Consider the following 13,161-nt stretch of genomic DNA (forward strand, 5'->3'; position numbering starts at 1 on the left):
GAAGGAACGCGTAGCGGGCGCCCTCGACGCAGCCGGCGATCCGTCGGAATCAAGTAATGAACAAGGAGCGCAAAATGAAGAACTTGATCATTGCTGCATGTTCCGCTGGCCTATTGATGGCGGGCGGTGCAACGTTTGCACAAGCGAGCGGCGTGATGAGTAACAATGCGATGTCGTCCGAAACGCTGGCTGCCAGCGGGACGATGGCCAAGACACCGATGAAGCATCAAAAGAAAATGATGAAAAAGCAAGACAGCGGGATGGGGAACCACGCCTCCGGCGCGAAGGGCTACTAGCCCTCTGAGCCAGAAGAGTCGCACTGCATAGTGCTGCAGGTGCCGGAGGCTCTTCGACCGGATGAGCGCGTGACGGAGGCGCAGTGGGATGCGATCCGGATCACTGGAAATGCGACGAAGCGTCGTTAGCATGGGAAGCTGCGGTGGCCAGCGGGATCCCGACGGCCACGCCGAAGGTCTGCGACACACCGGGCGCGGCACAATCAGCGTCAGCCGAGCGGAAAGCGGGGAGGCGAAGCATGACATCTACCCAGGATCTGATCGAATCGCTGGTCGCCGAGGCAAAACCGGTTCGACGCCTGCTGCCGCCTACGCTGCGGGCGGCATGCTGGCTGGCGTTTGCAGCCCTGATATTGACGCTGGTGGCACTCGAACACGGGGTGCGGCCGGACTTGATGAATAAGCTGGGTCAGCCCACTTTCGTCACCGGCGTGGCAGCAGCAACCACCGGCGTTCTCGCCGCGGTGGCCGCTTTCATCGTCAGCGTTCCGGGCCGCTCACGGCGGTGGTTGCTGCTTCCCGCGCCCGCACTCGCCGTGTGGATAGCTACCATCGGTTACGGGTGCCTCACCAATTGGATCAAAATTGGGCCGGACGGTATATCCGCCGGGGAAACCGCGCGCTGCTTCGCCACGCTGACCCTCACCGGCACGCCGCTGTCACTACTGATGCTTGCGATGCTGCGCCACGCAGCGCGCTTCGCGCCGGTGCCCGTAGCGATAATGGGCGGTCTCCGTTCGGCCGTGACAACGATAGCGCTGTCACTACTCCATCCGCTCGACGCAACGGTGATGGTTCTCCTGTGGAATTTCGGCGTTACAGCTCTCCTCCTCGTGCTCAGTGCCTGGTATGGGCCACGGCTGTTGGGGTGGCTCGCGCCGCAGCGATGACGAGCTACGCTTGTCATCGCCACTCCCGGGGCGCGAACGCGGACGTGGAGTCGTCGCCGCCACCCCACCTGACACGTCGATTCAGCGATCAGCTCGCGTGCCCCTGACGCGTGAAACCCATCCGGGACCGCCCGGGGCGACGCAGCCGCGTGCCGATACGCCGGCATCATGCGGAAATTGCTGCGATGCACTGCGCAAGCAGCGGTGGACGGATGATCGAACTTCGGCCGCCTTCTCACGCAACGTTCAATTCAATGTTGCCGATCAGCGCGAATACTTTGATATAGTCTTCGTCATGCTTGCGCCATTGCCGGGGCGTCCGTCCCCCCTTGTATGACCGCTGCAGTCCGCCTTCTCCTTTCGCTGTTCGTTTGTCTGGCCTTCCTGGGACAGGCGGGAGCGGCATTGTCAGCGTCGGGGGAATGCGCGGAAGGTTCGGCGATGGCAACGGGAACGGTGGCAGCCACCGCCGATTGCTTGCCAGCGGACGCCAGCCAGCATGCGTTGATGGGCAAGCCGTGCAAGGCTGCTACGGTGTGCAGTCCCACCATGCCGGTACTCCAAGCGGATTCCAGTCTCCCTGATTCTCAATATCAGCGGTTCCGCTATCCCCACCTCCCCTCGCATTTCATCCTGCAGGACTTCCCGCGGACGCTGCTGCGTCCTCCCAGTCTCGGCTGATTTTCCTTCGCGTCCGCAGCACGACGGTGTCGTTTCGTCGCACTGCGCGATTAGTCCGTTGGCCGATTGCCGCCTTCGACGACGCACCGCTCCGTCCGCCATACCACTGCGGAAAAGACGGATTTCGCCGCCTATCCCGCGTGTGGGATTGAAGCCTGCGCGCTGAATTGTGTCCCGTCCGTCGGCTGAGGGCCGGCGGGCGCGGTTGCGGTGCGGACGAACGGATTGACCGGAAATCGTCGGCAAACGGGAGTCGTTTGTCTTGGAGACTTCAATGAAACCCAAAAAAGACGGCAAGCGCAGAATCTTCGGACGGTGCAACTTGCCAGCACACGCGCTGAGCGTGGTTGTTGTCCTGTTCACTGGCTTGCTCGCGCTGCACGATGCCAGCGCGGATGCGCTGACGACGGCCGCGCGAAGCCCGATCGTCGCGCTCGGGATCGACGCGTCCCACCATGTGCTGCTGAAAGCTACCGTCGATGCGCTCTACCGGAGCGTCGACGACGGGCGGCATTGGAATCGAATCGCGCTGCCGCAAACGCATGGCCGCGTCTTGGCCATCGCGACGTCGGCGCGGCGACCGGGCCTGCTGTACGTCGGCGGGCCCGGTCTGGGCGTCCTTCGTAGCGACAACGACGGTCAAAGCTGGCAATCGACCAACGCGGGACTGCCCAGCCGTACCGTCGAGGCCCTTGCCACGCATGCCGATCAGGCCGATACGGTTTACGCCTATGTGGCCGGGCGTGGAATTTTCCGGAGCCAGAAGGACGGACGGGATTGGCGCCTGATGGATGCCGGACCGCGAGCCACGATCCTGCGTCTTGTTCACTCGAACATGCCCGGCAGCATGCAGACCGGCTGGCTGTTGGCCGCGACCTCGAACGGCGTCAGCCGGTCGATGGACTGCTTCTGCGGCTGGCGCAAGGCCGGCGGGCTGACCGGCAAAGTGGATGCGGTCACCTACGATCCACGCGAACCGCAGCAGATCTACGCGGCTTTGGGCAAGGAACTCCTGCTGAGCCGGGACGGCGGCGAGCAATGGACGCATCTGGCCGCGCCCGGCCCGGCGATCACCGCTCTGCTAGTCACCCCGGACGGGGTGCTGTACGCGGCTGGCGACGGCGCGCTCTTTCGCCGCGCAGATCACGCAGGAACATGGGAGCGCCTCGATGGCTAAGCCGACACCCGCCGCGTTCGCCGCGCTGCTCACGCTGGCGCCGCTCGCGCATGCCGGCGATACCTCGGCATCGCCGCACAGGTTCGACTTGCTTAAGGCCGGCCTGACGATATACCAGCAAAACTGCGCGTCGTGCCACGGGCCACACGGTGAAGGTGCACCGAACTGGCAGCAACCCGATGCATTGGGCGAGATGCCCGCGCCCCCGCACAACGCAAAGGGACACACGTGGAAGCACGCCGATGGCATGTTGTACAAGCTCGTCCACGACGGTTGGCGCGATCCGTTCAACAAGACCGAGCGGCTGACCATGCCGCCCTTTGGCGCCACGCTGACGCCGATCGAGATTCGCAGCGTGATCGAATATCTGAAGACGATGTGGACACCTGAACAACGCGCATTCCAGCGGTCCGAGAGTCGCGACGCATCGTTTCCGCCGGAGGCTCGGCAATGACACCGGCCTCCCGAACCTGTTCGCCCGCTGACGCAATCCGACAGCCGCCAGTCACGCGCCACCATAAAGGATCGTATATGCAGTTTCGCAAGCCCCCAGTGACCCATGCCAAGCCGTTGTGCACGGGCCGGCGTACCGCGTTGCGTTACCTGTCGCTCGTGCCCGCCGCGATGCTGCTGGTCGCGTGCAGTCGGACGCCCGACTTCAAGGGCTTGGACATCAGCGCATCGCCACTGACGATGACCGTCACAATGACCGACCATACGGGCCGGCGGCGGTCGCTGGCCGATTTCCGGGGAAAGGTCGTCGCGGTGTTCTTCGGGTACACACACTGCCCGGACGTATGTCCGACGACGATGGCGGAGCTTGGACGGGCGATGCAGCAACTCGGCAAGGACGCCGGTCAGGTGCAGGTACTGTTCGTGACTGTCGATCCCGAGCACGACACCTTGCCCGTGCTACGGCAGTGGGTATCCGCGTTCGATCCGCGCTTTCTCGGCTTGCGCGGCACGCCGGAGGAACTGAAGACCGCGACCAGCCAGATGAAGGTGTTTGGCGGCCGATCCGGAGAACCGAGCGATAACACCATTATGCATAACGGCAATGTCTTCCTGTTCCACACAAAGGGCGCCGTGCGCGTGCTGGAGCAGACCGGTGCCGATGCCACGACACTCGCGGCGGACATACGGCAATTGCTGGAATGAAATCATGAGGCCCGACATGACCGCGACGCGCAGATTCAGGCTTTCAATCGGCAAGGTCGCCGCCGCGCTGGTAACGGCCGCTCTTCTCGTATCCGCATACCTCGCACTGGCTCCGACGAAGTCCGTGCCGAAGGCGACCTTCGTCCTGCTGTCGGGCCAGAAGCTGACGACGGCCGACCTGCGCGGCAAGGTATATCTGGTCAATTTCTGGGCGACAAGTTGCGCGACCTGCATCAAGGAAATGCCACAGATGATTGACACGTACAACAAGTTCAAAGGGAAAGGATTCGACTTCATCGCGGTATCGATGAAGTACGACCCGCCAGTGTACGTCGTCAACTACACCCGTACGCACGGACTTCCTTTCAAAGTGGCAATGGACTCGGACGGCGGCCTCGCTCAGCAATTCGACAACGTGAACATGACGCCCACGACTTTCGTGGTCGACAAAAAGGGGGAGATCCTGAAACGAATTCTCGGCGAGCCCGACTTTCCCGCGCTGCATCATCTGATCGAGCAGGCGCTCGCGCAAGCTTCCTGATGAGTGTGCCGACATGCTGTCTCTGCTCTTCGTTCAGATTCCGCTCGCGTTCGGCGCCGGCGCCCTGCTCAATCTCACGCCGTGCGTGCTGCCAGCCATCCCCCTCAAGGTTCGCGCGATCCTGCGCGAAACCGGGCAACGGCTGAGCGCGCGCGCGATGTCGGCCGCGCTGTTTACCGCCGGATCGGTACTTTTTTTTGCGGCGCTGGGATTGGCTACGGCGCTGCTGCATTTGCATTGGGGCGTCCTGTTTCAATCGCGGATCGTGTTGACCATGTTGAGCGCGCTGCTGCTCGCGCTGGCGATCGCCAATTTCGGCTGGCGTGGGCTGCGCCTGCCCGCCGTGATCGCGTCGGCGCATGGCGTGAAGTTTCTCGAGCCTTTCGTTTCCGGCCTGGTGTGTGCGTTGCTGTCGACACCGTGCACGGGACCGTTGCTGGGCGGTGTCCTCGTATTCGCGCTCGCGCAGCCGGCACCGAATATCGTCGCGCTCTTCGTGTCAATCGGCGTCGGGCTCGCGTCGCCCTACGCTCTTCTGATTCTCCGGCCTGCGCTGCTCCTGCGTTTTCCGCGCGCCGGCGGCTGGTCCGACGTAGTGCGCCAGAGTTTCAGCTGGATCCTGTCCGGCGCGGCGATTTTCTTCGTTCGCAGTGTCTTGCCTGCGGCCTGGGAACCGCTGCTGTGGTTTGCATTTGGTCTCGGCGTGCTGGCATGGGCGTGCGCAGTCTTTGTACGCAGCAAAGACCGCGGTTCGCGCCGCGCGGTCGTCATCGTCGGCGTCGTAACAGCGGTGATGGTCAATGTCAGCACCGGTTTCGGATCATCCGCGGCGCGCAGCATCGCCTGGCAACCACTGCACGATCGCGACTTGGCAATGCTGCCGGTACTCGGGCGCCCCGCCATCGTGGAATTCACTGCGCAATGGTGCATCAACTGCAAGGTCCTTGAGCGCAGCGTGTACCAGGCCGATAACGTTGCCGAGGCCATTCACCGACGCGGCGTCGTGCCGTTTCAGGCCGACCTCACACGACCCGATCCCGCGCTCGAACGCCTGCTTGCTTTCTACGGCGGAGTGGGGCTGCCGTTCGTTGCGGTGCTCGATCGCGATGGGCGCGAGGTACAACACTTTTCCGGCCTGTTCACCGCCGGAAGCCTTGTGGACGCATTGAATGCGCTGAAGTAAATGGAGAATCCTTGATGAAGAAGAATGTCAACCGTGTGCTCGCCGCGTCGGCCGCCGTCGTCGTGCTGGCCGTCGCCGCGGCCTTCGTCTGGATCGAGGCTGGCCCGCGCGCTCACCTCCCCTCCGTCACCGACTCGCAAGCGATCGGCATGGCTGACTCGTCTCGATACGTGAGCGCCTCCGTCGCTGCACGTGACCACCACGCCGAGTTGACCTTGCATATCGCCACCGGCTGGCATGTGAACGCCAATCCCGCGTCGCTCGAATCGCTCATTCCGACGACCCTAACGCTTCAGGGCGAAGGCGCATCGCATGATGCGCAGGCCGTTTATCCGCCCGGTAGAAACAGCGGGATCGTGATCGACGGCAAGGACATTCAGGTGTACGAAGACGGTACGGTCATCCCGTTCACGGCTCCCTCGAACCTCAAGAGCTACCGTGTCGTGGTGCACGTGCAGGCCTGTAGCACCCAGGGCATCTGCCTGCCCCCGGCGAACGTCGTCGCTTCGATGGACACGACGTAACCAGCAGCATTCGTTTGTTTAGTCACTCACCTCACGACGAAGGAGTCCTGTCATGCGTTACCTCAAGATGTGCCTGCTGATGATCGCCGCGCTCGGCGTGCAATTGTCCGCGCTGGCGGCTGAAATTCCCGTGAAGATGTACAAGAACCCGAATTGCGGGTGCTGCGATGCATGGGCGAAAGACCTCGCGGCGAATGGCTTCAAGGTGGAGACAATCAATACGCCCAACCTGGTATCGATCAAGAAACAATACGGCGTGCCTGAAAGCCTGGAAGGGTGCCATACGGCGATCGTAGGCGGCTATGTCGTCGAAGGGCTCGTCCCTGCGAATCTCGTCAAGCGCCTGCTGAACGAGCATCCGGCGATCAAGGGGATCGCCCTGCCGGGCATGCCGGCCGGCGCGCCGGGGATGCCGGGGTCCCGTAAAGGGCCGCTGACCGTCTACGAATTGCAGCCAGGGCCAGCGCCCACAGTCTTTGCGAACTTCTGAGGGCTAGGATGGCGCAGCACCGACGTCCAGAAGCATGCGCGCATGCGTGAATGCCACGTCTTGCTGTCGGTGTCCCTGCTACTGCTGCGGCGCCGGGTCTAGGCGGTTGCCCGACAAGACGCACTGTGCAAGAGCGCCGCGGCGCAACGTCCACGCAGACGGTGCTGGCCGGAGAGTCGATTAGGGTGCTGTCCTGCCGTGATCGATTGTCAGGTCTCGACCGTCTTTTACGGGGCTCGCGCGTATCGCCGAGCCCCCTTTTTCACAAGGGAAAATTCAGCCCGGAACCGGCCCGGATCTCCAATCCGGCGTTTTCCGTGCTGCCCGTGACGCGCTCGCGATAAGGGAGCAGCATGGCATTGCGCGATCGCCCGATCGCAGTGCCGTGGCATGGTGGTGTGGCGTTAAAGACCCAAATCTCGATCTCCTCATGTGAGCGTGCGATTCGGGGGGGCCGCTCGCTCACGGCGTGGCCGGTAGATAACGCCGGATCAGTCGGAGCATTTGAGGATCGTCCCACGTGGCAGGCCCCAGCTTGCGGCCCACTTCGCGGCCGTTGCGGTCGATCAACAAGGTGAGCGGTATGCCCGTTGAGGCCAGAGCCGCGACATCGTGGAAGGTATCGAGATATGGGCGCAGGTGTTTAACGCCAATCTCGCGAAAGAACGCCTGCACCGCCGGCAAGCCGCCCGCGTCAAGAGAAACTGCGACGACTTCAAAACTCGGTCCGCCGAGCGCTGCCTGCAGACGATCCAGTGTCGGCATCTCATCACGGCACGGAAGGCACCAGGTAGCCCAGACGTTCAGCAGCACGACTCGGCCACGAAACGCGCTCAGGCTTGTCGCGGTGCCCTTGTCGTCTGCGAAACGCAGCGTTCCGAGCTCGCGTGGACGCGGATGAATGACAACGCCGTTTACAATATCATCCGAAAACCAGCTCCCGTAAGCAAAGCCAGCACCCGCCAGGCCCGTGACGCTCAGCATTGCAAGCCACGCTCGTCTCGACATGCGCCAGTTGCGCTCGCCGTCATGCCGCTCTGCGGTATCGCTTGGCGGGATGGGTTCGTCGGATCGGTCAGGGCGGCGTTGATTCATGTGCACTGCCTTCGAATAAATCCGGAGATTTCCTCCGGACGCGAAAAAATCACAGCGGCGCGGTCACCCCGCATGCCGGTGCCAACGAGTACGGGCGTACCCGGACGCGGGCCGTCGACGCTGCCGTCCGTTTTGAACCGCAGATTGAACTCCCAGAACGTATGTAGCTTTCCGTCGGCCGTCGACAGGCGGTACGTGTCGCCGCAGTAGTGGATGGCGGTCAGCTGCGAAGCCGCGCCTGCCGCCTTCAGGTTCGGCAGGCCCTGGTCCGGGACCGACACACGACCGCCGGAAACCGCCTCGAGATAAGCGAGCAGATCGGCCCGCGTGCGCGCGTCCGCAATGCCCGGAAAGTCCATCGCGTTGCCGGGAACCCGTGCCGCGGGGTCCTTGAGCCACGCATCCAGGTGCTCTTTGTCCCAAACCAGGCCCGACCGTTTCAGCGCATCCGAATAGCGCTGGAAACCAGCGGCTGTGCCCGCCTTGCGGCCCCATACGTTGGCGAGGCTCGGCCCCGTCATGTGTCGCCCCGGCGCGAACGAGTGGCAGGCCATGCACTCGCGGGCCGCCTGCGCGCCGCGCATGAGATCGCCTTCTGCTCGAACTGGACCGCCGAAGGCAAACGTGACCAGGGTAGCCAGAATCGTTGGGGGGCGAAGCGGCGAGATCATTGAACGGCTCCAGTTGGGTACCGGGTCAAATTGCGGCGACAGCACGCAAAACGGCGACGGGTGAAGCTCTGCCCGCGTCCTGCGGTTGTATCGTGCCCCCCATCCGTCTCGTCATCGTTCTATCCCGTGCGGCACTTTCCGCGTGAAATTCCAAGGTGTTCGATTACGACCTCCACTTGACGCGGCCGCGAACACAGCTGCGGGTCGAACGCATGCCAAAACTCGCCAACTGCCACAAATGGCGCAGTCAAATCGAAAGAATTTGGCAAGGCAATCGTTCGCGACCATGCGCCGCGGTCACGTCCGATATCGCGACGCCACGATCTCAGCATTTCCGCGCAACGCCCTCGTAGAAATACGTGAAACATCTGGGTCCCGGCGCGTAACCGGTACCGATTTGGTCGAACCCGAAACCTGCACGCTCGATTAGCGAGCGGATCGGACGGTTCAAGTGACAGCCGCCGCTGACGCAACACCAAGCGGGCGTCAGCCGATCTTGCCAGCGTCGCACACCGGGCTCCGGCGCAAGACCATGCTCGACGAACAGCAAGCGCCCCGAGGGCGTCAGCACCCGCCGGATTTCCTGCAACGCTCGATCGGCATCCGGAATCGAGCACAGCGTCCAGGTGCTGACCGCCGTGTCGATGCTCTGGTCCGGAAGCGGAATGCATTCCGCAGACGCCATCAGGAAATCGACCGGCGCGCCAGCTTGCATGACGTGACGGCTCGCCATCTTCAACAGTTCCGCCGACGGTTCCAGCGCGAATACGCCGCGTACATCTTCGCGATACAGCGGCAGATTCAGGCCCGAGCCCGAACCGACCTCGAGCACGCGTCCCGCTGCGCCTCCGACGACGCGCTCACGGTACGGGACCAGCATCGCCTGACCCATCGCCAGATCGCAGAGCCGAGGAAAAATATAGCGACTGTAGATTCCCATCAAATGCCCCTTTCGATGTCGCCGAACTCGGCGAAGGTACGCGACGGCGCTCACGTCTTACTCCCGTCGCACGATATGCGGCGCGGCCAGTCGCGCGGCGTTGTCGCCGGGCATGCCGCACGATGCCGACGCCTGTTGCGGTAGCGGCCCGGATACCTTCTTCCGCTCCAGCACGTCGGCCACATTCCGTTGCCACCCGCTCAACGACGAATAGTCCTGTCCCAGCACGAGCCGTGGCGACACCGTATGCCACGCTTGCTGGCGAAGATGCGTAAAGACCATCGACGTCATCGCATATTGGGACGTGAACCAGTACGAATTCGCTACCCGCGCGATCCGGAACACCAAGTCAGCCGATGCACCTTGCGACGCAGCCAACTCGATCATTCCAAGGAGAGCCGAGCCGTGATTGCAGTCCTGATAGAAAGTCGAGTTGTCGCAGCATGGCCGATAGGTGTTCGTCGCGACCTCGAGAGCGATTGCTTCTTGCGCAGGCGTCAGACGCATCGTGTCGATCCGGTCGAAATAGACGTAGCCGTTGCTTGCCTGACCGAGCGTCCAGCCGCCCGTGCTCGCAAATGATGGCAGCCGGACCGTTCGCATCGGGCTGTGCTCGTTGAAGCGGGCGCGTGTCGCCAAGCCGAGCGGCCAAAGCAAATGAAGCAGATACGGCGCATTCTCGGCGGAGAACACGATCGGCGACGACGACGGCCCGACGAATAGGTGCTCGACCCAATCCGGAAGGCGCGCCTTCGCACCAATCACTGCGCGGTATTTGTCGGGGACGATCACGCCCGCTGCCACCAGCCGATGAATCGCATCGCCAAAAGCGACTCTCGTGTCGACGCCCTGTCTTGGAACGACATCGTCGACGTAAATCTGATAACGCCCGTTCGATCGATCTTCGGACGCGCCGGCAGCCGGGCCGCCGTAGTATCCGGCCAGCGCTGCCAGTGCGCATAAGAAACGGCGTCGGGTGAAGCCATCGATCCCGTATGTTCGTTCCATCGTCGATCTCCCCGCTTCGCGTTTGCATTGTCTTGCGCATCGCCGTCGGGAAACGGCCATTCACGCGTGTCAAATTCTGACGCTTCTCAATCTCAACGCATTCGAGATTACCGACGCCGAGCTCAGGCTCATTGCCAGCGCCGCGATCATCGGCGACAGCAGCCAACCGGTCAGCGGATAAAGCACGCCGGCCGCCAGTGGCACGCCCAACGCGTTGTAGACGAATGCCCACGCCAGATTTTGCTTCATGTTGCGCACCGTGGCTTCGGACAACGCTCGCGCCCGCGCGATGCCGCGCAGATCACCCTTTACGAGGGTCACCTGAGCACTGTGCATCGCGACATCCGTCCCGGTTCCCATCGCGATGCCGACATCGGCTTTCGCAAGTGCCGGCGCATCATTGATGCCGTCCCCGGCCATGCCAACGACCGCGCCTTCGTTCTGCAGTCTCGACACCAGCGCCAATTTATCGGCCGGCTTACTTTCACCATGGTATTCACCGATCTTGAGACGTTCTGCGGTGGCCTTGACGGTCGCAGTCCCGTCACCGCTCGCGACGACAACCCGGATGCCGGCTTCCTGCAGCGTGCCAAGTGCCTCAGGCGTAGTCTCCTTGATCGGATCGGAGACAGCTACCAAGCCGGCGAGCGCACCGTCCACTGCGAGGTACATGACGCTCGATCCCTGCTCGCGCAACGTGTCAGCGCGCGTGGCAAGCGGCCCAATATCGGCACCGATCTCATGCATCAGCGCGGCGTTGCCAAGTGCAAGTGGCGTCCCTGCAACCGACCCGCGCACGCCAAGTCCAGCGAGCGCCGTGAAGTCCGTCGCCGATTCGAGCGCCAGCTTGCGCTCCACCGCAGCCGTGACGAGCGTGGCGGCCAGCGGGTGTTCGCTGCCCTGATCCAGACTCGCCGCCAAACGCAGCACCTCGTTGTCGGCAAAGCCGTTCGCGGCGAGCGCCTCCGAGAACGCCGGCCGCCCCATGGTCAGCGTCCCGGTTTTGTCGACGACGAGGGTATCCACCTTCCGCAGATGTTCGATTGCGGCCGCGTCACGGAACAGCACGCCGTTCAATGCCCCCTTGCCGTTCGCCACCATGATCGACATCGGTGTGGCGAGGCCCATCGCGCATGGGCACGCGATGATCAGCACCGCGACAGCGTTAATCAGTCCAAACACCCAGCCGGGCTGCGGCCCCCACAGTCCCCACGCGACGAACGTTGTCAGCGCAATCGCGATCACCGCCACCACGAACACACCGGCCACCTTGTCGGCCATGCGCTGCATGGGCGCCTTGGAACGCTGTGCGTGCGCGACAAGTTCGACGATTTGTGCCAGGACCGTTTGCGATCCCACTTTTTCCGCGCGGATGACGAAACTGCCTGACGTATTCAGCGTCGCGCCGATCACGTGATCGCCCAAATGCTTCGGCACTGGCATCGCCTCGCCGGTGATCATAGCCTCGTCGATTGTGCTGGCGCCAACTACGACGACGCCATCGACCGGGACTTTCTCACCGGGTCGCACCCGCAAGCAATCATCCGGACGAACATCGGTCAGCGGCACATCCTCTTCCGTTCCGTCCACCATGATTCGGCGAGCCGTCTTGGGTGCAAGTTCGAGCAATGATCGAATCGCGGCCGATGTCTGCGCGCGTGCCCGCAGTTCGAGAATCTGGCCGAGTAGCGTCAGCGACAGAATCACCGCCGCGGCCTCGAAATACACCCCCACCCTGCCGTCTACGACGAAAGTCTGCGGGAAGGCATCCGGCACGGCAGTCGCCACGACGCTGTAGATGAACGCCGCACCGGTGCCGAGTCCGATCAGCGTCCACATGTTCGGACTACGCTGGAGCAATGACTGCACGAAGCGCGCAAAGATCGGCAGGCCGGCCCACAGCACGACCGGCGCGGACAACGCCAGTTCCACCCAGTTCTGCATCAATGGAAATGCTCCGCCGATCCGGTGGCCGAACATGGCGATCAGGAAGGCAGCGACGGAAAACGGCAAGGTCCGCCAGAATCGACGGCGGAAATCGACCAGTTCCGGGTTTACTTCGTCGCTCGTGTCCGGTATCAGTGCCTCGAGTGCCATCCCGCACTTCGGGCAGTGGCCGGGATGATCCTGGCGGATTTCGGGATGCATCGGGCAGGTATAAACCGTGCCGTCCGGCGCTTTGCTCGGCATATCCTCTCCAGTCGAGTCGACGTATCGCGCCGGATTCGCTTTGAATTTCCGCAGGCACGATTCGCTGCAGAAACTGTATGCGTGGCCCATGTGACGAGTCTGGTACGGAGTATCCGCCGTTACGGTCATTCCGCACACTGGATCCTTCAGTGATGAAGTGTTCGCACCGTTTCGAGCGTCATCAACCCGTTTGGCTTGACCGGATGCGCTGGGTTCTGCGGTGCTGCGATGCACGCAAGAGGCGTGGTCGTCGTGCTGCTTGTCCATTCGATCTTGCTCCTTCAACGAATACGGTTGAACCGATTCGGCAACGCCTC

At 62.9% G+C, this 13,161-nt stretch carries 14 protein-coding genes; 9 read left to right on the forward strand and 5 right to left on the reverse strand.

Features of this window, described 5'->3' with window-relative positions; translation table 11 throughout:
* The first annotated feature begins 74 nt into the window (after positions 1–74).
* From HWX07_RS34250 to HWX07_RS34290, 9 genes are all read left to right on the forward strand, one after another.
* Positions 75–296: a hypothetical protein gene (locus tag HWX07_RS34250; protein ID WP_027810694.1), complete on the forward strand. Its 222-nt coding sequence runs from the start codon at positions 75–77 to the stop codon at positions 294–296.
* Between the two features lie 239 nt (positions 297–535).
* A complete protein-coding gene (locus HWX07_RS34255; protein WP_027810695.1) occupies positions 536–1,186 on the forward strand; it encodes a DUF1109 domain-containing protein in 651 nt (216 codons plus the stop codon).
* Between the two features lie 955 nt (positions 1,187–2,141).
* Complete coding sequence (locus HWX07_RS34260) at positions 2,142–3,044, forward strand: hypothetical protein (RefSeq protein WP_143282323.1); 903 nt, start codon at positions 2,142–2,144, stop codon at positions 3,042–3,044.
* A complete protein-coding gene (locus HWX07_RS34265; RefSeq protein WP_034175753.1) occupies positions 3,037–3,498 on the forward strand; it encodes a cytochrome c in 462 nt (153 codons plus the stop codon). The genes HWX07_RS34260 and HWX07_RS34265 overlap by 8 nt, the downstream gene beginning before the upstream one ends.
* Before the next feature lie 170 nt (positions 3,499–3,668).
* Positions 3,669–4,202 carry an SCO family protein gene (locus tag HWX07_RS34270; protein ID WP_223274318.1) on the forward strand — a complete coding sequence of 178 codons (534 nt, stop codon included), beginning with the start codon at positions 3,669–3,671 and terminating at the stop codon, positions 4,200–4,202.
* Between the two features lie 16 nt (positions 4,203–4,218).
* Positions 4,219–4,743 (forward strand): TlpA disulfide reductase family protein, encoded by a 525-nt coding sequence (locus tag HWX07_RS34275; protein ID WP_027810698.1) that lies wholly within the window; start codon positions 4,219–4,221, stop codon positions 4,741–4,743.
* 13 nt (positions 4,744–4,756) lie between these two features.
* A complete protein-coding gene (locus HWX07_RS34280) occupies positions 4,757–5,926 on the forward strand; it encodes a cytochrome c biogenesis protein CcdA (RefSeq protein WP_027810699.1) in 1,170 nt (389 codons plus the stop codon).
* A 14-nt stretch (positions 5,927–5,940) separates the two neighbouring features.
* Complete coding sequence (locus HWX07_RS34285) at positions 5,941–6,450, forward strand: protein-disulfide reductase DsbD domain-containing protein (RefSeq protein ID WP_048985210.1); 510 nt, start codon at positions 5,941–5,943, stop codon at positions 6,448–6,450.
* A 52-nt stretch (positions 6,451–6,502) separates the two neighbouring features.
* The gene (locus HWX07_RS34290; protein WP_027810700.1) at positions 6,503–6,940 is read left to right on the forward strand and encodes a DUF411 domain-containing protein; all 438 of its coding nucleotides are present in this window, start codon (positions 6,503–6,505) and stop codon (positions 6,938–6,940) included.
* A gap of 462 nt (positions 6,941–7,402) precedes the next feature.
* Here the strand turns inward: HWX07_RS34290 and HWX07_RS34295 are convergent, their stop codons facing one another.
* From HWX07_RS34295 to HWX07_RS34315, 5 genes are all read right to left on the reverse strand, one after another.
* Positions 7,403–8,035, reverse strand: a complete 633-nt coding sequence (locus tag HWX07_RS34295) for a TlpA disulfide reductase family protein (RefSeq protein ID WP_027810701.1) — start codon at positions 8,033–8,035, stop codon at positions 7,403–7,405.
* On the reverse strand, positions 8,032–8,706 hold the full coding sequence (locus tag HWX07_RS34300; protein ID WP_046544057.1) for a c-type cytochrome: 675 nt from the start codon (positions 8,704–8,706) through the stop codon (positions 8,032–8,034). The genes HWX07_RS34295 and HWX07_RS34300 overlap by 4 nt, the downstream gene beginning before the upstream one ends.
* Before the next feature lie 325 nt (positions 8,707–9,031).
* Positions 9,032–9,646, reverse strand: coding sequence for a class I SAM-dependent methyltransferase (locus HWX07_RS34305; RefSeq protein WP_027810703.1), 615 nt, complete (start codon positions 9,644–9,646; stop codon positions 9,032–9,034).
* 57 nt (positions 9,647–9,703) lie between these two features.
* On the reverse strand, positions 9,704–10,654 hold the full coding sequence (locus HWX07_RS34310; RefSeq protein ID WP_027810704.1) for a hypothetical protein: 951 nt from the start codon (positions 10,652–10,654) through the stop codon (positions 9,704–9,706).
* 69 nt (positions 10,655–10,723) lie between these two features.
* Positions 10,724–13,111 carry a heavy metal translocating P-type ATPase gene (locus HWX07_RS34315; protein ID WP_080289696.1) on the reverse strand — a complete coding sequence of 796 codons (2,388 nt, stop codon included), beginning with the start codon at positions 13,109–13,111 and terminating at the stop codon, positions 10,724–10,726.
* Positions 13,112–13,161: the final 50 nt, after the last annotated feature.

Source organism: Burkholderia sp. BCC0097, assembly GCF_902832985.1.
GTDB classification, from domain to species: Bacteria; Pseudomonadota; Gammaproteobacteria; order Burkholderiales; family Burkholderiaceae; genus Burkholderia; species Burkholderia orbicola.

What these genes read in the sequence shown, in the direction of transcription:
- HWX07_RS34250 (WP_027810694.1), top strand. Translation starts at nt 75, where the DNA reads ATGAAGAACTTGATCATTGCTGCATGTTCCGCTGGCCTATTGATGGCG.
- HWX07_RS34255 (WP_027810695.1), top strand. Translation starts at nt 536, where the DNA reads ATGACATCTACCCAGGATCTGATCGAATCGCTGGTCGCCGAGGCAAAA.
- HWX07_RS34260 (WP_143282323.1), top strand. Translation starts at nt 2,142, where the DNA reads ATGAAACCCAAAAAAGACGGCAAGCGCAGAATCTTCGGACGGTGCAAC.
- HWX07_RS34265 (WP_034175753.1), top strand. Translation starts at nt 3,037, where the DNA reads ATGGCTAAGCCGACACCCGCCGCGTTCGCCGCGCTGCTCACGCTGGCG.
- HWX07_RS34270 (WP_223274318.1), top strand. Translation starts at nt 3,669, where the DNA reads ATGCTGCTGGTCGCGTGCAGTCGGACGCCCGACTTCAAGGGCTTGGAC.
- HWX07_RS34275 (WP_027810698.1), top strand. Translation starts at nt 4,219, where the DNA reads ATGACCGCGACGCGCAGATTCAGGCTTTCAATCGGCAAGGTCGCCGCC.
- HWX07_RS34280 (WP_027810699.1), top strand. Translation starts at nt 4,757, where the DNA reads ATGCTGTCTCTGCTCTTCGTTCAGATTCCGCTCGCGTTCGGCGCCGGC.
- HWX07_RS34285 (WP_048985210.1), top strand. Translation starts at nt 5,941, where the DNA reads ATGAAGAAGAATGTCAACCGTGTGCTCGCCGCGTCGGCCGCCGTCGTC.
- HWX07_RS34290 (WP_027810700.1), top strand. Translation starts at nt 6,503, where the DNA reads ATGCGTTACCTCAAGATGTGCCTGCTGATGATCGCCGCGCTCGGCGTG.
- HWX07_RS34295 (WP_027810701.1), bottom strand. Translation starts at nt 8,035, where the DNA reads ATGAATCAACGCCGCCCTGACCGATCCGACGAACCCATCCCGCCAAGC.
- HWX07_RS34300 (WP_046544057.1), bottom strand. Translation starts at nt 8,706, where the DNA reads ATGATCTCGCCGCTTCGCCCCCCAACGATTCTGGCTACCCTGGTCACG.
- HWX07_RS34305 (WP_027810703.1), bottom strand. Translation starts at nt 9,646, where the DNA reads ATGGGAATCTACAGTCGCTATATTTTTCCTCGGCTCTGCGATCTGGCG.
- HWX07_RS34310 (WP_027810704.1), bottom strand. Translation starts at nt 10,654, where the DNA reads ATGGAACGAACATACGGGATCGATGGCTTCACCCGACGCCGTTTCTTA.
- HWX07_RS34315 (WP_080289696.1), bottom strand. Translation starts at nt 13,111, where the DNA reads ATGGACAAGCAGCACGACGACCACGCCTCTTGCGTGCATCGCAGCACC.